Raw genomic sequence first — 16,969 nt, 5'->3', positions numbered from 1 at the left:
CGACACCCTACTGGTGCCCGCCGACGGCCGCCGTCCGGGACACGCCGCGCGGGCCGAGAGGCCGGCGGCGCGTGCCGGCAGCATGGCACGCCCCTGTGACGGTGCCGTTCCGGCCGGTGGAGCCGGGCCGACGCCGGTCGCCGGGCCGAGGTCCACACAGACCCGGGGCGGAGTATGTGTCGCCGCCCCATGTGCCGCCGGCCACACAGCTCGTAACTTCTTGCGCCATGACGGCAGAACCCGTGGCGGTCCCCCACGTCGTACGCGTCGACCTGTCCGGTCGTAGCGCCCTGGTGACCGGTGGTGGCAGCGGCATCGGACGCGCCTGCGCCCTGCGGCTGGCGGCGGCCGGCGCGGCGGTGCTGGTGGTGGACCGCAACGTCGAGGCGGCCAAGGCGGTGGCCGCCGAGGCCGGGGGCCGGGCCGAGGGGGTCGATCTGGCCGACCCGGCGGCGGTGGACCGGATCGACGCCGACGTGGACATCGTCGTCAACAACGCCGGCCTGCAGCACGTCGCGCCGGTGCAGGAGTTCCCCGCCGAACGCTTCACCCACCTGCACCGGGTGATGGTGGAGGCGCCGTTCCGGCTGATCCGCCGCGCACTGCCGCACATGTACGCCCGGGGCTGGGGCCGGATCGTCAACATCTCCTCGGTGCACGGGCTGCGCGCGTCGCCGTACAAGTCGGCGTACGTCTCCGCCAAGCACGCCCTGGAGGGGTTGTCGAAGGTGGTGGCCCTGGAGGGCGCCGCGCACGGCGTCACCGCCAACTGCGTCAACCCGGCGTACGTGCGCACCCCGCTGGTGGAGAGCCAGATCGCCGACCAGGCGGCCACCCACGGCATCGGCGAGGACGAGGTGGTCGAGAAGATCATGCTGGCCCGGGCGGCGATCAAGCGGCTGATCGAACCGGAGGAGGTCGCCGAACTGGTGGCGTACCTCTGCTCGCCGCCCGCGGCGTTCATCACCGGCTCGTCGATCGCCCTCGACGGGGGCTGGACGGCGAACTAGTGGCTGCCCGCACAATGAGCGTCATGTCGTCGCCGGTGGAGTTCCTGGAACTGCTCGCCCGGGAGGCCGCGGCGGTCGAGTTCGAGGGACCGCTGGTGGCCGCCCGGGCCGCCGGGCTGCCGCCGGAGCGGCTGGCCGAACTGGAGCACGCCAAGGTGGTCGCGTTGCGGGTACGCGGCCTGCTGGAGCGCCGCCGCCGCCGGGAGAGCGAACTCTCCGGCCTGTACGACACCGCCAGCGACCTGGCCGGCCTGCGCGACCTGGACGACGTGCTGCGGGCGATCGTGCACCGGGCCCGGCACCTGCTCGGCGCCGACGTCGCGTACATGACGCTCAACGACGAGGAGCGCGGCGACACGTACATGCGGGTCACCGACGGCTCGATCTCGGCGAAGTTCCAGCGGCTGCGGCTGGAGATGGGCGACGGGCTGGGCGGCCTGGTGGCGCAGTCCGGCACCCCGTACGTGACCGCGAACTACCAGGAGGACGAGCGGTTCCGGCACACCGGCGAGATCGACGCCGGGGTCGGTGAGGAGGGCCTGGTGGCGATCCTCGGGGTGCCGCTGCGGCTCGGGTCGAGCGTGATCGGGGTGCTCTACGCGGCGAACCGGTCGGCCCGGCCGTTCGCCCGCGAGGAGGTGTCGCTGCTGGTCTCCCTCGCGGCGCACGCCGCGGTGGCGATCGACACGGCGCGGCTGCTGGCCGAGACCCGCTCGGCGCTGGCGGAGCTGTCGGCGGCGAACACCACCATCCGGGCGCACAGCACGTCGGTGGAGCGGGCCGCCGCCGCGCACGACCGGATGACCGCGCTGGTGCTGCGTGGCGGCGGCATGGAGGACGTGGCGGCGGCGGTCACCGAGGTGCTCGGCGGGGCGCTGCTGGCGCTGGACGCCGAGGGCCGGCTGCTGGCCCGGGTCGGCGAGATCGGCGAGCCGGACCGGGCCGACCTGGTGGAGGCGGTGGCCGCCTCGCGTACGGAGGGGCGCAGCGTGCGCCGGGGCACCCTCTGGTACGCCGCCGTGGTCGCCGGCGCGGAGAACCTGGGGGCGCTGGTGCTGCGCCCCGACGGCGAGCTGGTCGACGCCGACCAGCGGATCCTGGAGCGGGCGTCGCTGGTGACGGCGCTGCTGCTGCTGTTCCGCCGTACCGTGGCCGAGGCCGAGGGGCGGGTCCGGGGCGAGCTGCTCGACGACCTGATCGCCCGGCCGCTGCGGGACACCGACGCGCTGCGCAGTCGGGCCCGCCGCCTCGGCGTCGACCTGGACGCGCCGCACGTGCTGGTGGCGGTCGGCGACGACGCGATCGCCGCGACCGGTTCCGCCCGGCAGCGGGTGCTCTCCTGGGCCACCACGTACGCCTCGACCCGGGGTGGCCTGGCCGCGGCCCGCGACGGCCGGGTGGTGCTGATGCTGCCCGGTCGGGACGCGGGCGGCAGCGCCCGCGCGGTGGCCCGGGACCTGTCCCGGGTGACCGGCCGTCCGGTGACCGCCGGGGCGAGCGGGCCGACCTCGGGGCCGGCGGCGCTGGCCACCACGTTCACCGAGGCGGACCGCTGCCTGACCGCGCTCGGGGCGCTGGGGCGCACCGGTGAGGGGGCGAGCACCGCCGAGCTGGGCTTCGTCGGGCTGCTGCTGGGCACCGTCGGCGACCAGGGCGAGCAGGACGTGGCCCGGTTCCTCACCGCCACGGTCGGGCCCGTCGTGGACTACGACGCGCGGCGGGGCACCGCGCTGGTGCGGACGCTGGAGGCGTACTTCGGGGTGGGCGGCAGCCTGGCCCGGGCGGCCGAGCAGCTGCACGTGCACGTCAACACGGTCACCCAGCGGTTGGAGCGGGTCGGCCAGTTGCTCGGCGCGGACTGGCAGAAGCCGGAGCGGGCGCTGGAGGTGCAGCTCGCGCTGCGGCTGCACCGGTTGCGGTCGCCGGGCTGATCCTCAGCGGGCGCGGATGCCCTCCAGCACCCCGTCGACGATCTTCTCGGGCAGGATCCGGTCGTCCAGCTCCGGGTGCCAGCGCAGCATCCGCTGGATCAGCATCGGCCCGGTGAGCAGTGCCATGGTCAGCTCGATGTCCAGATCGGCACGCAGGTCGCCGTCGCGCACGCCACGTCGCAGCACCTCACGCATGAGCTGCCGGCGGGGCTCGATGATGTTCTGGTAGAGCTGGAAGTGGTCCGGGCTCCGGTTCACCTCGGGCACCAGGCACGGCATGATCTTCCGGGCGCGCGGGTCGATGTGGTGCCCGACGGCGCCGACCAGCAGCACCAGGTCGTCGCGGACGGAGTGGCCCGCGGGCTGCGGCACGATCCCCTTGAGCCGGCGCAGCGCGTCCAGCAGCAGGGCGTCCTTGCCCGGCCAGCGCCGGTAGATGGTGGCCTTGCCGACGCCGGCGCGGGCGGCGATCGCCTCGATGGACAGCGCCTCGACGGTGCTGCCCTCGGCGAGCAGGTCGAGGGTGGCCTCGACGATGGCCTCGTCCGCGCGGACGCTCCGCGGCCGGCCGGGCGACCGCGGAGCATCGGCAGTGGAAGTCATGTCAGACATTGTCCCCGAACCTACGCGGTTCCGGCCAACTCCCGTTCGCCGAGCACCGACGTGGCGGCCGGTTCGGCCGCCCGGCCGGGGATCCAGCGCAGCACCACGAGGATGCCCAGGGCGGCCACCGCCGCGGCGAGCCCCGCCGCCCAGTGCATCGCCGAGACGTACGACTCGTTGGCCGCCGCGATCAGCGCCGGCCCGGCCGGGCCGAGCTGCGCGGCCGTCGCGTACGCCCCGGCGATGGATTCGGTGGCGGCCTCCCGGGCCGGGGCGGGCAGGGCGTCGACGGCGGTGGCGATGTCCGCGCGGTAGAGCGCGGAGAGCACCGAGCCGAGCACGGCCACGCCGAGCGCGCCGCCGACCTGACGGATGGTGTTGCTGACCGCGGAGCCGACGCCGGCCTTCTCCCGGGGCAGCGCCGACATGATCGACTCGGTGGCCGGCGGCATGATGTTGGCCATCCCGGCGCCCTGGAGGAAGAAGAAGAGCAGGACGACCCAGATCGGCGTGGTCTCGCCGACGACGGCGAGCGCGCCGAGGGCCACCGTGGTCAACGCCAGCCCGACCACCGCGACGGCCCGGCCGCCGTAGCGGCGGACCATCGCCGCGCTGCGCGGCGCGAAGACCAGCTGGGCGCCGGCGAAGGGGAGGAAGAGCAGGCCGGTCTCCAGCGGGCTGTAGCCACGGACCAGTTGCAGGTAGAAGGAGCTGAAGAAGAGCACGCCCATCGCGGCGAAGAAGACCAGTCCGACGATCGCCACCGGGGCGGCGAAGCGGGGCACCCGGAACAGCCGGACGTCCAGCGACGGGTGGTCGCTGCGCCGCTCGTGGGCGACGAACCAGGCCAGCACCGCCAGGCCGCCGACGATGGCCGCCCAGACGACCGGACGGCCGAAGCCGTGCTCGCCGCCGTCGATGATGCCGTAGGTCAGGGCGACCAGGCCGACCACCGAGAGCAGCACGCCGAGCAGGTCCACGCGCCCCGGGTGGGGGTCACGCGACTCGGGCACCAGCACCGCGACCAGCACGAGGCCGATCGCCACCACCGGCAGGTTGATCAGGAAGACCGAGCCCCACCAGAAGTTCTCCAGCAGCGCGCCGCCGAGGATGGGTCCGATCGCCACCGCCAGGCCGACCGCGCCGGCCCAGATGCCGATCGCCCGGGCCCGCTCCCGGGGGTCGAAGACGTTGGAGATGATCGACAGGGTCACCGGCATGATCGCCGCGCCGCCGACGCCCATCAGCGCGCGCGCCGCGATCAGTTGCGCGGGGTTCTGGGCGTACGCCGACAGCAGCGACGCCAGGCCGAAGAGCGCGAGGCCGATCAGCAGGAAGCGGCGTCGCCCGTTGCGGTCGCCGAGCACGCCGAAGGTGAACAGCAGCCCGGCGAAGACCAGCGTGTACGAGTTGATCGACCACTCCAGCTCGCCCTGGCTCGCGCCGAGGCCGTGCACCGGGTCGGCGAGGGTGCGCAGCGCGACGTTGAGGATGGTGTTGTCGAGGACGACGACGAGCAGGCTGATGACCAGCACCCCGAGGATCGCCCATCGTCTCGGATGTCCGGTGTTCCCGTGCGGTTCCATGTCCGGTTCTCCCCCCGGTGCACCCGCACGCGCCAAATACGATACGGGTCTGACTCGTAATGCGCCTGAGCATAGGTCCCACCTTTCCGATACGGAACCGTTCCGTATCTGATGTGGTGGGCGTCACCGTCCCTCCCCGAGCGGTACGGCGCCCCTCGCCGATCGCCCGCCCGTCGACCTCATGCTCGGCAGCCGGCTGGTCCCGGGGCATCTCCCGGAGTGCCCGAAGCGCGCCCGCCCCGCCGCCGACCCTTGTCCGACCGCTACGGACTTGATCGCACATGTGGCTCAGGCCCGGATCCGCCGGCGGGAGCCTGATCCATCCGTGCGGTCAGGTCCGTAGCGTCCGCACGGTCCCCGGGCTCGGTCGCCACCGACACCTGTCCGGCGAACGACCGTCACCGCGCGGCGACGACCGCCGAATCCGCCACCGGCGACCGACCCCCACGACGCGTCACCCCGACCCGGACGCGGGTCACCCGGATCCGGACACCGATGGCTACTCCGGACACGGCTTCCACCCCCGACCGGGAGCCGGGCGTGACCGGGGAATGGTGGCCGGGGCGGGGTCGTTACACCCTCTGTACGACCGCAGCAGCACCCCCCGCTGCCAGGCCCGAGGCGGATCGCGTGGGTCGGAATGCCGGCCGGTGGGCGGTCGTTGCACATGGTCCCGGCGCCGCGAACCTGTGTCGCCTGTGCTGCCGGGCCCCCAAGGACTTTGAGCGCCTGTCGAGGTGCCCGCACGCGATGTCGTCCCCCACGACGCGCGTGTGTGTCGACCCCCCGAATGGAGCTTGTCTGATGAACACCATCATGCGGAAGAGCGTTCTGGGTATCGCTGGTCTCGCCGTCGCCGGTGGCCTCGCCGCCGGCCCGCTGAACCACGACACCGGTACTCCGGTCGAGACGACGCCGGCCGCGGTGGCAGTGCAGGCCGACAAGCCGGCCGTGGACAAGAGCACGCTGATCCCGCACGGCGTGCAGGGCCAGCAGTCGCGCATCGAGCTGTCCGACGAGCAGATCGCCAACACCAAGGCCATCATCGCCGCCACGAAGAAGGCCGGCATGGACGAACGCGCCGCCGTGGTCGCCATCGCCACCGCCCTGCAGGAGTCCAAGCTGGAGAACCTCGGCCACCTGGGTGAGCGCAACGACCACGACTCGCAGGGCCTGTTCCAGCAGCGCCCGAGCTCGGGTTGGGGCACGGTCGAGCAGATCACCGACCCCGAGTACTCCACCCTCGCCTTCCTCAAGGGCCTCAAGCAGGTCGACGGCTGGCAGGACATGCCGCTGACCAAGGCCGCCCAGACCGTGCAGGTCTCGGCCTACCCCTTCCACTACGCCCAGTGGGAGCAGCAGGCCGCCGACCTCGTCGCCGAACACTGGAACAGCTGACCCACATACACACGCACGCCGGCCGGCACCCCGAGCAGGGGGTGCCGGCCAGCGGCGTATCCGGCGACGGGTCAGGGGGCGGCGCAGGCGCTGAGGGCGGCGGAGAAGGTGGTCAGGCGGATCGAGGGCGGCGGGAAGGGCTCGATCCAGCCCGGACCCGCTGCGTGCACGCGTACCCCGGGGAAGTCGCGGCCGAAGCGGACCAGGCGGTACGCGCGGCCGGTGAGCGGGGTCTGCGACCAGACCAGCACGGCGCGCGGGCGGGCCCGGACCACGGCGGAGGCCAGCGCCGCCCAGGGCAGCGACGGCCCGAGCAGCAGGCAACCCCTGCCCTGCTCACGCAGCGCCGCGGCGAGGGCGTGCAGCCCGAGGCAGTGCGCCTCGTGCTCGGCCCCCGCCAGCAGCACCCCGTCCTGCCGCAACGGCCGGCCCGGATCGCGCCGGTGCACGTCCAGGCCGATGCGTACCCCCTCGGAGAGCGCGTGTTCGACGGCGATCTCGCCCGGGGTCTGCCCGTGCAGCGTCGCCAGCAGCGGCACGCACAACTGCTCCCACACCGCGGCGACGCCCGACGCGGCGACGAACTCCAGGACCAGCGCGGCGACCCGGTTGGCGTCGAGGTCCTCCGCGGCGGCGGCGAGCCGCTTGCGCGCCTCCTGCACCGCGTCGGCCGGCATCGGACGTGTCAACACCAGACGTACCCCCCGGGTGAGTGGTCACTACCAGGGGGTTCGTCGGGGCGGCCCGGTTCGGATGCGCCGGGGCGGGATTATCTGCGCCGGGCGGCCGACCACCTCAGGACCAACGCGGCGACGCTGCCCCAGATCCCGCGCCGGAACAGCAGCACGACGAGGACGAAGATACCTCCGGTGACCAGGCCGATGGCCTCGAATCCGGAGAACGACAGCCAGTCCTCCAGCCGGACCACCACCGCCGCGCCGAGCACGCCGCCCCAGAGGGTGCCGATGCCGCCGAGCACCACCACGATGACCGCCTTGCCGGAGGTGGTCCAGTGCAGCACGTCGAGCGAGACGAAGCGGTGCCCGACGGCGAAGAGTCCGCCGCCGAGCCCGGCGATGAAGCCGGAGAGGACGAACGCGGTCAACTTGTAGCGGTGCACCGGGTAGCCGAGGGCGCGGGCCCGGGCCGGGTTGTCGCGGATGCCGACCAGCACCCGGCCGAACGGCGAGTGCACGATCCGCCAGGCGGCGGCCAGGCCGAGCAGCACGATCGGCAGGATCGCGTAGTAGAAGTAGTAGTCGTCGGTCAGGTCGAGGCCGAACAGCGACCGGGGCACGCCCTGCAGGCCGTTCTCGCCACCGGTGACCGAGCGCCACTCGTTGGCGACGTAGTAGACCATCTGCGCGAAGGCCAGCGTGACCATCGCGAAGTAGATGCCGGTCCGCTTCACCGCCAGGTAGCCGATCGGCAGCGCCAGCGCCGCCGCGCCGCACGCGCCGGCCAGCACCGCGACCGGGAACGGCAGGCCGGCGTGGACGGCCACCAGCCCGGTGAGGTACGCCGAGCTGCCCCAGAAGGCCGCATGCCCGAACGACATCAACCCGGTGAAGCCGAGCAGCAGGTCCACCGAGACGGCGAAGAGCGCCCAGCAGAGGATGTCCACCGCCACCGCCGGGTAGAGCCCGTTGGGCAGCCAGAGGGCCACCGCCAGACCGGCGGCGAGCAGCGCGTACCGGACCCAGCCCGGCGCCCGGGCGACGGCGAGCAGCCCCGACGGCGGCGCCGGCCGGCCCGCCTCGGCCGGAGTGTCGACGGTGCTGGTCATGCCGGTGCCTCCTCACGGCCGAACAGCCCGGCCGGCCGCCAGAGCAGCACGGCGGCCATCACGACGAAGACGATCGTCTGGGACACGATCGGGAACTCGGACAGGTACGCCTCGCCCCACGCCTGGACCAGGCCGATGCCGAAGCCGGCGGCGACCGAGCCGAAGATGGAGCCCAGCCCGCCGATCACCACGACCGCGAAGACCACGATGATCAGGTCGGCGCCCATCAGTGGGTTGACCGCCCGCATCGGCGCGGCGAGCACCCCGGCGAGACCGGCCAGGCCGATGCCGAAGCCGAAGACCGGGGTCACCCACCGCCCGACGTCGATGCCGAACGCGCGGGTCAGCTCCGGCCGTTCGGTGGCGGCCCGGACCACCATGCCGATCCGGGTACGGGTCAGCACCCACCAGACGGCGACGCAGAGCAGCAGGGCGAAGCCGAGGATGAAGACCCGGTAGGTCGGGAAGTCGAAGAGCCCGAAGTCGACCGAGCCGGCGAGTTCGGCCGGGGTGGCGTACGGGCTGGACTGCACGCCGTACCGGGTCTTGACCAGGTCCTGCAGGATCAGCGTCAGGCCGAAGGTGAGCAGGAAGTTGTAGAGCGGATCGAGTCGGGTGAGCCGGTGGATGACCGCCCGCTCCAGCGCCATGCCGACCAGGGCGAGGCCGAGCGGCATGATCACCAGCGCCGCCCAGAACGGCACGCCGGCCTCGCTGAGCAGCACGTACGCCCCGAACGCGCCGAGCATGTAGAACGCGCCGTGGGCGAAGTTGACCACCCGCAGCATGCCGAAGATGACCGCGAGCCCGAGGGCGAGCAGGGCGTAGAACGCCCCGCTCACCAACCCGTTGAACGTGTTCTGCAGAAATCCGGTCACGGTGTCACCCTCGCTCGGACCGGCTCACTCCTCGCGTTCACAGCTTGCAGTCCGGCGACGGCGCGCGGAACGCCTCCGCGGCGGGGATGGTCTTGAGCACCTTCACGTAGTCCCACGGCTCGCTGACCTCGGCCTGCGGCTTCACCTGGGCCAGGTACGCGTCGTGCACGACCCGGTGGTCCTCGGCGCGGATCTTGCCGTTGCGCAGGAAGACGTCGTCAACGGTCTTGCCCTCCAGGCCCTCGACGACGGCGTCGGCGTCGTCGGTGCCGGCGGCCTGCGCCGCCTCCAGGTACTGGGTGGCGGCGGAGTAGTTGGCCGCGTGGGCGAAGGTGGGCCGGGTGCCGGTCTCCTTCTGGAACCGGTCGGCGAACTCCCGGTTGCGCTGGTCGAAGTTCCAGTACCAGGCGTCGGTGTACGTGGTGCCGGCCAGCGCCGTCGGGGTGAGCGAGTGGATGTCGGTGAGGAACATCAGCCCGACGGCCAGCCCGACGCCCTTGTCCCGCAGCTTGAACTCGTTGTACTGCTTGACCACGTTGACCAGCTCGGCGCCGGCCTGCATGGTGCCGAGCACCTGCGGCTTCGGGTTCAGCGTCGGGGCCTTGAGCAGGAACGTCGAGTAGTCGCCGCTGGTGTTCGGGAAGGGCGCGCCGTCCTTGCCGACGACCGTGCCGCCGGCCGAGGTGATGGCGGCGGAGAAGCTCTTCTCCATGTCCTGGCCGAAGGCGTAGTTCGGGTAGAGGATGTACCAGTTCTTGCCGATCTGCTCGGTGGTGGTCTTGCCGGTGCCGTTGGCCAGCATGTACGTGTCGTACGCCCAGTGGAACGTGTACCGGTTGCAGCTCTTGCCGGTCAGCTCGGTGGTCGCCGCGCCGATGTTGAAGTAGAGCTTCTTCTTCTCCTTCGCCACGTCGGCGACCTTCAGCGCCGCCGACGAGGTGGGCACGTCGAGGATCAGGTCGACGCCCTTGCGGTCGTACATCTCCTGGGCCTTGGCGTTGGCCACGTCCGGCTTGTTCTGGTGGTCGGCGGTCTCGACGCTGATGTTCGTGGTCACCGCCTTGTCGCCGTGCCGGGCCTTGAAGTCGGCGATGGCCATCTCCACCGCCGTCACCGAGTTGCGCCCGGACAGCTCCGAGTAGGCCCCGGACTGGTCGTTGAGCACCCCCAGCACGATCTTGTCGCCGGTCAGCTTCTGGTCGCCGCCGGACTGCGGGCCACCGCCGCCGCAGCCGGCCACCAGCAGCACCGCCGCCGAGGCGGCGGCCACACCCACGCTCTGACGCATGTCATCCCCTTCGTACCGCGCGCAATCGGCGCGGGTCAGCCGTCGATTCAGATGCCGAGGTACGCCAACAGCTCGCGTTCCCGCGAGCGCACCTCGGAGTTGGCCAACGCCTCCACGACACGTCCCTCGGCCAGCAGGTAGTGCCGGTCGGCGACGCCGGTGGCGAAGTGCAGGTTCTGCTCGACCAGCAGCACGGTCACGCCGTGCTGCTTGGCCTCCCGCAGCAGGTCGCCGACCTGCTGCACGAGCAGCGGCGACAGCCCCTCGGTGGGCTCGTCGCAGAGCAGCAGCCGGGCACCCATCCGCAGCACCCGGGCCAGGGCGAGCATCTGCTGCTCGCCGCCGGAGAGCATGGTCGCCGCCGAGTCGCGCCGCTGGTACAGGGCGGGGAACGCCTCGTAGACCCGGTCCAGGGGCCACGGGTCGGGGCCGACCCGGGGCGGCAGCGTCAGGTGCTCGGTGACGCTGAGGGTGGCGTACGCGCCACGGTCGTCGGGGACCCAGCCGAGGCCGGCCCGCGCCCGCTTGTACGCCGGCAGCCGGCTGATGTCCCGCCCGTCCAGCTCGATCGTGCCGCGCTGGCCGGGGTGCAGCCCCATCACGCAGCGCAGCAGGGTGGACTTGCCGGCGCCGTTGCGCCCGACCAGGGTGACCACCTCACCGGCGGCCACGTCCAGGCTCACCTCCCGCAGCACCTGTGCCTCGCCGTAGAAGGCGGAGAGGGTGTCAATGCGCAGCATCAGCGGCTCCCAGGTAGGCGGTGATGACCCGCTCGTCGGCGCGGACCTGCTCGTACGGGCCCTCGACGAGGACCGTGCCGGCCTGCAGGACGGTGACGGTGTCGGCGAGCCGGCCGACCACGCTCATGTTGTGCTCGACCATCACCACCGTGCGTCCCTGCCGGACCGTGGCGATCAGCTCGACGGTGCGGTCGACGTCCTCCAGCCCCATACCGGCGGTGGGCTCGTCGAGCAGCAGCACCTTCGGGTCGAGGGCGAGCGCGATGGCCAGCTCCAGGGCGCGCTTGCGGCCGTAGGCCAGCGCCTCGGACGGGGCCTCGGCGAGCCCGGCGAGGCCGACCATGTCCAGCAGCTCGTCGGCGCGGTCCCGGTAGCGGCGCATCAGCGTCGCCGAGCGCCAGAACCGCCAGCCGAGCCCGCTCGGGCTCTGCAACGCCAACTCGACGTGCTCCCGCGCGGACAGCTGCGGGAAGAGGCTGGTGATCTGGAACGACCGGGCGACGCCGAGCCGGGCCACCCGCTCCGGCGGCAGGCCGGTGACGTCCCGGCCGGCCAGCGTGATCGTCCCGGCCGTCGGCGGCAGGAAGCCGGTGAGCAGGTTGAACAGCGTGGTCTTGCCGGCGCCGTTCGGGCCGACCAGCGCGTGCACGCTCTCCGGGGCGATGTCGAGGTCGACGTGGTCGACCGCGCGGAAGCCCCGGAAGTCTCGGGTCAGTCCGCGCGCCGCCAGCAGCGCTTGCCCGGCCATGGCCGCCACCTCCGCAGGTCCACCGCGACGGCCGGGTCGGTGACCGGGGTCACAGGGCCGTCGCGTGCAGGAAACCTACGGCGCGCGCCGGGAGTCGAGCCATGTCGATCGGACACACATTCGGACCGGCACGGACGGGCCCGTCCCCCACAGGGACGGGCCCGTCAGCCCCCGTTGGCGGCCGGCGCAAGGGGTCGACGGCCACCGATGGGTGGCGACATGTGGCGCCGCCACCCGTGGCGCACGGTCCACCGGCCGGTCGATGCCGGCCGCAGCCACGCGCCACGAGGGTGGACCGATCGGCGGCCGGAAACTCATCGCGGCGTCAGCCGCCGGATCGACGCCTCAGCCGGTGAGCGCGTCGAGCGCGAGGTCGACGTCGTCGACGGTCGAGTAGAGGTGGAAGGAGGCACGGACCCGACCGGCGCGCACCGCCGCCCGCACCCCGGCCCGCGCCAGCCGCTCCTGCGCCCCGGGCACCTCGACGGTGACGATCGCGCTGTCGCCGGGCGGGCGGCCCAGGCCGGCGAGGAACCGGTTGGCCAGCGCCACGTCGTGGTCGCGGACCGCCGGCAGGCCGACCTCGGCGAGCAGTTCCAGGGCGGGCGCGGCTCCGACGTAGCAGAACCAGGCCGGGGAGATGTCGAAGCGGCGGGCGTCGTCGGCCAGCCGCAGCGGCGGGCCGTAGTAGGAGGAGTGCGGGTCCACGGCCGCGTACCAGCCCGCCGCGTCGGGCCGCAGCCGCTCGCGCAGCGCCGGCGCGAGGTAGCCGAAGGCCGCCCCGCGCGGCGCCATCAACCACTTGTACGCCCCGACGACCACCGCGTCGGCCAGGCCCGCGTCGAACGGCAGCCAGCCGCACGCCTGGGTGGCGTCCACCACCACCAGGGCGCCGTGCGCGCGGGCCGCGGCAACCACCTTCTCGTACTCGGCGACCGTGCCGTCGGCGGACTGCACCAGGCTGAACGCCACCAGGTCGGTGCCGGCGTCGATCGCGTCGACCAGCCCGGCGAGCGGCACCGTGCGGACCTCGACACCGCGCTCGGCCTGCACCAGCCAGGGGAAGAGGTTGGAGGTGAACTCGACCTCCGGGACGACCACCCGCGCCCCGGTGGGCAGCGCCGCGGCGACCGGCGCGAGCAGCTGCGAGACGACGCTGCCGATGACCACGTCGGTCACGGGCACCCCGACCAGGCCGGCGAAGGCGGCGCGGGACCGTTCGGCCGCCTCCCCCCACGCCTCCCAGGAGGTACGCCCCACCCGCCAGTCGGCCATCGCCTCCTGCACCGCCGTCCAGGCCGGCTCCGGGGGCAGCCCGTAGCTGGCGGTGTTGAGCCACCCGGGCTCCGGCTGCCACAGCTTCTGCGCCTGCTCCAGCTCCATGCCGCCGACGCTACCGACGGCCCGGGTACGACCGTCAGCGCCAATCCGGTGGTGGTGGCCCGGGGACCGGGTCAGCTCACGTTGGCCGGGCCGAGCACGCTCTTCAGGTCACCCATCAGCGCGGTGGTGGGCGCCACCCGGAACGGCCCGAGCCGCAGCGTGGTGGTCTTGCCGCCGTTGAGCAGCTTGACGTGCACCTCGGTGTCGCCGGGGTGCAGCACCAGGGTCTCCTTGAGCCGTTCGACCAGCGGCGGGGTGCAGCGGTGCACCGGGATGGTGAGGGTGACCGGCTTGTTGGCCGGGTTGCTGCTGATGTCGGGCATGGACATGTCCATCGCCATGATGCGCGGGGTGTCGTCACGGCGGTCGACGCGGCCCTTGACCACCACGATGGCGTCCTCGGCGATGTACTGGCCGATGACCTCGTAGGTGTTGGGGAAGAACAGCGTCTCGACGCCGCCGGCCAGGTCCTCCAGGGTGGCCGAGGCCCAGGCCCGGCCCTGCTTGGTGACCCGCCGCTGCACGCCGGAGAGGATGCCGGCGAGGGTGACCACCGCGCCGTCGGGGACGGTGCCCTCCTCCGACAGCGCGGCGATGGTGCAGTCCGCCGCCGCGCCCAGCACGTGCTCCAGGCCGAAGAGCGGGTGGTCGGAGACGTACAGGCCGAGCATCTCGCGTTCGAAGGCGAGCTTGTCGCGCTTGTCCCACTCGCTGTCGCCGATGGTGGGCATGACGGTGGTGCTGCCGCCGGTGTCGGCGTCGCCGAAGCCGGCGCCGAAGAGGTCGTACTGGCCGACGGCCTCCTTGCGCTTGACGTCGGCGTACGCGTCGATGGCGTCGGCGTGCACCGCGAGCAGGCCCTTGCGGGGGTGCCCGAGGGAGTCGAACGCGCCGGCCTTGATCAGCGATTCGATGGTCTTCTTGTTGCAGACCACCGCGTCGACCTTGGACAGGAAGTCGTAGAAGTCGGCGTACTCGCCCTTCTCCTGCCGGCACCGCATGATCGAGGCGACCACGTTCGCGCCGACGTTGCGCACCGCGGCCAGGCCGAAGCGGATGTCCTTGCCGACCGGGGTGAACGGCCCGGCCGAGGTGTTGACGTCCGGCGGGAGGACCTGGATGCGCATCCGGCGGCACTCGGACAGGTAGAGCGCCATCTTGTCCTTGTCGTCGCCCACCGAGGTGAGCAGCCCGGCCATGTACTCGGCCGGGTAGTGCGCCTTCAGGTACGCCGTCCAGTACGACACCAGCCCGTACGCGGCGGAGTGCGCCTTGTTGAAGGCGTAGCCGGCGAACGGGACCAGCACGTCCCACACCGCCTGGATGGCCTCGTCGGAGTAGCCCCGCTCGCGGCAGCCGTCGCGGAACGGGATGAACTCCTTGTCGAGGATCTCCTTCTTCTTCTTGCCCATCGCCCGGCGCAGCAGGTCCGCCTGACCCAGGGTGTAGCCGGCGAGGATCTGCGCGGCGCGCTGCACCTGCTCCTGGTAGACGATCAGGCCGTAGGTCGGCGCCAGGATCTCCCGCAGCGGCTCCTCCAGCTCCGGGTGGATCGGGGTGATCTCCTGCAGGCCGTTCTTGCGCAGCGCGTAGTTGGTGTGCGAGTCGACACCCATCGGGCCGGGCCGGTACAGGGCCAGGACGGCGGAGATGTCCTCGAAGTTGTCCGGCTTCATCATCCGCAGCAGCGAGCGCATCGGCCCACCGTCGAGCTGGAACACCCCGAGGGTGTCGCCCCGGGCCAGCAGCTCGTAGGCGGCCTTGTCGTCCAGCGGCAGCGCCAGCAGGTCGAGCTTCTCGCCGTGGTTGAGCTCGATGTTCTTGACCGCGTCGTCGATGATCGTCAGGTTGCGCAGGCCGAGGAAGTCCATCTTCAACAGCCCGAGCGACTCGCACGTCGGGTAGTCGAACTGGGTGATGATCGCCCCGTCGGCGTCCCGGCGCATCAGCGGGATGTGCTCGATGATCGGCTCGGCGGACATGATGACGCCGGCGGCGTGCACGCCGGTCTGCCGGATCAGCCCCTCGATGCCCTTGGCGGTGTCGATCACCTTGCGCACGTCCGGGTCCGACTCGTACAGGCCGCGGATCTCACCGGCCTCGGCGTAGCGCGGGTGCTTCGGGTCGAAGATGCCGGTCAGCGGGATGTCCTTGCCCATCACCGCCGGCGGCATCGCCTTGGTGATCCGGTCCCCCACCGCGTACGGGTAGCCCAGCACCCGCGCCGAGTCCTTGATCGCCGCCTTCGCCTTGATCGTGCCGAACGTCGCGATCTGCGCGACCTTGTCCTCGCCCCACTTCTCGGTGACGTACTTGATCACCTCACCGCGCCGACGCTCGTCGAAGTCGATGTCGACATCCGGCATCGAGACACGCTCGGGGTTGAGGAACCGCTCGAAGATCAGCCCGTGCGGGATGGGGTCCAGGTCGGTGATGCCCAGGGCGTACGCGACCAGCGACCCGGCGGCCGAGCCACGACCCGGGCCCACCGCGATGCCCTGGCTCTTCGCCCACTGGATGAAGTCGGCGACCACGAGGAAGTACGACGGGAAACCCATCTGGTTGATGACGCCCAGCTCGTACTCGGCCTGCACGACGTGGCCCTCGGGGATGCCGTTCGGGAAGCGGCGGGCCAGCCCGGCGAAGGTCTCCTTGCGGAACCACGACTCCTCGGTCTCCCCCTCGGGGATCGGGAAGCGGGGCATCAGGTTGCGGAACTCGAACATCCCCTTCGGGTCGACCTTCTCGGCGACCAGCAGGGTGTTGCGGCAGCCCTGCTGCCACAGCTCGGACGAGTCGACCGCGCGCATCTGCTCGGCGGACTTGACGAAGTAGCCGCCGCCCTCGAAGCGGAACCGGTTGGGGTCGTCGATGTTGCTGCCGGTCTGCACGCAGAGCAGCACGTCGTGCGCGGTGGCCTGGGCCTCGTGGGTGTAGTGCGAGTCGTTGGTGACCACCGGCGGGATGTCCAGCTTGCGGGCGATCTCGACGAGCCCGTCGCGGACCCGGCGCTCGATCTCGAGGCCGTGGTCCATGATCTCCAGGAAGTAGTTCTCCTTGCCGAAGATGTCCTGGTAGCTCGCGGCGACCTTCAGCGCCTCGTCGAACTGGCCCAGCCGCAGCCGGGTCTGCACCGCCCCGGACGGACACCCGGTGGTGGCCATGATCCCCTCGGCGTGCTCGGCGATCAGCTCCATGTCCATCCGGGGCCACTTGACGTAGTGGCCCTCCATGGAGGCGCGCGAGTTGAGGGTGAACAGGTTCTTCAGGCCCGTGGCGTTGCGGGCCCACATGGTCTTGTGGGTGATCGCGCCGTTACCGGAGACGTCGTCGCTCTTCTGCTCCGGCCGGCCCCACTTGACCCGCGCCTTGTGGTAGCGCGACTCCGGCGCCACGTACGCCTCGACGCCCAGGATCGGGGTGATCCCGGCGGCCATCGCCTGGTTGTAGAAGTCGTTCGCGCCGTGCATGTTGCCGTGGTCGGTGATCGCCACCGCCGGCATGCCGAGCCGGTTGGCCTCGGCGAAGAGATCCTTGAGCCGGGCCGCCCCGTCGAGCATCGAGTACTCGGTGTGTACGTGCAGATGCGCGAACGAATCGCCCATGCGTGGCGCCCCC

General features: G+C 72.1%; 13 protein-coding genes. 3 read left to right on the top strand and 10 right to left on the bottom strand.

Translation table 11 applies throughout. The features are described from left to right. Positions 1 to 227: 227 nt before the first annotated feature. Together GA0070614_RS26045 and GA0070614_RS26040 are read left to right on the top strand one after the other, a co-directional pair. Positions 228 to 1,010, top strand: coding sequence for a 3-hydroxybutyrate dehydrogenase (locus tag GA0070614_RS26045; RefSeq protein ID WP_088978425.1), 783 nt, complete (start codon positions 228 to 230; stop codon positions 1,008 to 1,010). 14 nt (positions 1,011 to 1,024) lie between these two features. Continuing rightward, on the top strand, positions 1,025 to 2,941 hold the full coding sequence (locus tag GA0070614_RS26040) for a helix-turn-helix domain-containing protein (RefSeq protein WP_088978424.1): 1,917 nt from the start codon (positions 1,025 to 1,027) through the stop codon (positions 2,939 to 2,941). 3 nt (positions 2,942 to 2,944) lie between these two features. Here the strand turns inward: GA0070614_RS26040 and GA0070614_RS26035 are convergent, their stop codons facing one another. Both GA0070614_RS26035 and GA0070614_RS26030 read right to left on the bottom strand, forming a co-directional pair. Further along, positions 2,945 to 3,553: a TetR/AcrR family transcriptional regulator gene (locus GA0070614_RS26035; RefSeq protein ID WP_088978423.1), complete on the bottom strand. Its 609-nt coding sequence runs from the start codon at positions 3,551 to 3,553 to the stop codon at positions 2,945 to 2,947. 11 nt (positions 3,554 to 3,564) lie between these two features. Continuing rightward, positions 3,565 to 5,130, bottom strand: coding sequence for an MFS transporter (locus tag GA0070614_RS26030; protein WP_088978422.1), 1,566 nt, complete (start codon positions 5,128 to 5,130; stop codon positions 3,565 to 3,567). A gap of 804 nt (positions 5,131 to 5,934) precedes the next feature. Between GA0070614_RS26030 and GA0070614_RS26025 the strand changes: the two genes are divergently transcribed. Further along, positions 5,935 to 6,528 carry a hypothetical protein gene (locus GA0070614_RS26025; protein WP_088978421.1) on the top strand — a complete coding sequence of 198 codons (594 nt, stop codon included), beginning with the start codon at positions 5,935 to 5,937 and terminating at the stop codon, positions 6,526 to 6,528. 71 nt (positions 6,529 to 6,599) lie between these two features. Here the strand turns inward: GA0070614_RS26025 and GA0070614_RS26020 are convergent, their stop codons facing one another. The 8 genes from GA0070614_RS26020 to dnaE all read right to left on the bottom strand — a co-directional run bounded on the left by GA0070614_RS26020 (position 6,600) and on the right by dnaE (position 16,956). Further along, positions 6,600 to 7,220, bottom strand: a complete 621-nt coding sequence (locus tag GA0070614_RS26020) for a transcriptional regulator (protein ID WP_231933390.1) — start codon at positions 7,218 to 7,220, stop codon at positions 6,600 to 6,602. A gap of 77 nt (positions 7,221 to 7,297) precedes the next feature. Then, a complete protein-coding gene (locus GA0070614_RS26015) occupies positions 7,298 to 8,314 on the bottom strand; it encodes a branched-chain amino acid ABC transporter permease (protein ID WP_088978419.1) in 1,017 nt (338 codons plus the stop codon). Further along, positions 8,311 to 9,192, bottom strand: coding sequence for a branched-chain amino acid ABC transporter permease (locus tag GA0070614_RS26010; RefSeq protein ID WP_088978418.1), 882 nt, complete (start codon positions 9,190 to 9,192; stop codon positions 8,311 to 8,313). Before GA0070614_RS26010 ends, GA0070614_RS26015 begins: the two co-directional genes overlap by 4 nt. 37 nt (positions 9,193 to 9,229) lie before the next feature. Continuing rightward, positions 9,230 to 10,480 (bottom strand): ABC transporter substrate-binding protein, encoded by a 1,251-nt coding sequence (locus GA0070614_RS26005; protein ID WP_088978417.1) that lies wholly within the window; start codon positions 10,478 to 10,480, stop codon positions 9,230 to 9,232. Positions 10,481 to 10,527: 47 nt separating this feature from the next. Beyond that, entirely contained in the window at positions 10,528 to 11,220 is a 693-nt protein-coding gene (locus tag GA0070614_RS26000; RefSeq protein ID WP_088978416.1) for an ABC transporter ATP-binding protein, read from the bottom strand. After that, positions 11,207 to 11,968, bottom strand: a complete 762-nt coding sequence (locus GA0070614_RS25995; protein WP_088979676.1) for an ABC transporter ATP-binding protein — start codon at positions 11,966 to 11,968, stop codon at positions 11,207 to 11,209. Before GA0070614_RS25995 ends, GA0070614_RS26000 begins: the two co-directional genes overlap by 14 nt. A gap of 345 nt (positions 11,969 to 12,313) precedes the next feature. Continuing rightward, complete coding sequence (locus tag GA0070614_RS25990; protein ID WP_088978415.1) at positions 12,314 to 13,351, bottom strand: aminotransferase class V-fold PLP-dependent enzyme; 1,038 nt, start codon at positions 13,349 to 13,351, stop codon at positions 12,314 to 12,316. A gap of 71 nt (positions 13,352 to 13,422) precedes the next feature. Next, on the bottom strand, positions 13,423 to 16,956 hold the full coding sequence (dnaE, locus tag GA0070614_RS25985; protein WP_088978414.1) for a DNA polymerase III subunit alpha: 3,534 nt from the start codon (positions 16,954 to 16,956) through the stop codon (positions 13,423 to 13,425). Between the last annotated feature and the right edge of the window lie 13 nt (positions 16,957 to 16,969).

Origin of the sequence: Micromonospora coxensis, assembly GCF_900090295.1 — a bacterium.
Lineage (GTDB): Bacteria > Actinomycetota > Actinomycetes > Mycobacteriales > Micromonosporaceae > Micromonospora > Micromonospora coxensis.
This window is presented reverse-complemented; position numbering and strand designations above follow the sequence as displayed.

Bases quoted from the DNA above. Each gene is read 5' to 3' on its own strand.
- GA0070614_RS26045 (WP_088978425.1), top strand. From the start codon at position 228: ATGACGGCAGAACCCGTGGCGGTCCCCCACGTCGTACGCGTCGACCTG.
- GA0070614_RS26040 (WP_088978424.1), top strand. From the start codon at position 1,025: ATGAGCGTCATGTCGTCGCCGGTGGAGTTCCTGGAACTGCTCGCCCGG.
- GA0070614_RS26035 (WP_088978423.1), bottom strand. From the start codon at position 3,553: ATGTCTGACATGACTTCCACTGCCGATGCTCCGCGGTCGCCCGGCCGG.
- GA0070614_RS26030 (WP_088978422.1), bottom strand. From the start codon at position 5,130: ATGGAACCGCACGGGAACACCGGACATCCGAGACGATGGGCGATCCTC.
- GA0070614_RS26025 (WP_088978421.1), top strand. From the start codon at position 5,935: ATGAACACCATCATGCGGAAGAGCGTTCTGGGTATCGCTGGTCTCGCC.
- GA0070614_RS26015 (WP_088978419.1), bottom strand. From the start codon at position 8,314: ATGACCAGCACCGTCGACACTCCGGCCGAGGCGGGCCGGCCGGCGCCG.
- GA0070614_RS26005 (WP_088978417.1), bottom strand. From the start codon at position 10,480: ATGCGTCAGAGCGTGGGTGTGGCCGCCGCCTCGGCGGCGGTGCTGCTG.
- GA0070614_RS26000 (WP_088978416.1), bottom strand. From the start codon at position 11,220: ATGCTGCGCATTGACACCCTCTCCGCCTTCTACGGCGAGGCACAGGTG.
- GA0070614_RS25995 (WP_088979676.1), bottom strand. From the start codon at position 11,968: ATGGCCGGGCAAGCGCTGCTGGCGGCGCGCGGACTGACCCGAGACTTC.
- GA0070614_RS25990 (WP_088978415.1), bottom strand. From the start codon at position 13,351: ATGGAGCTGGAGCAGGCGCAGAAGCTGTGGCAGCCGGAGCCCGGGTGG.
- dnaE (WP_088978414.1), bottom strand. From the start codon at position 16,956: ATGGGCGATTCGTTCGCGCATCTGCACGTACACACCGAGTACTCGATG.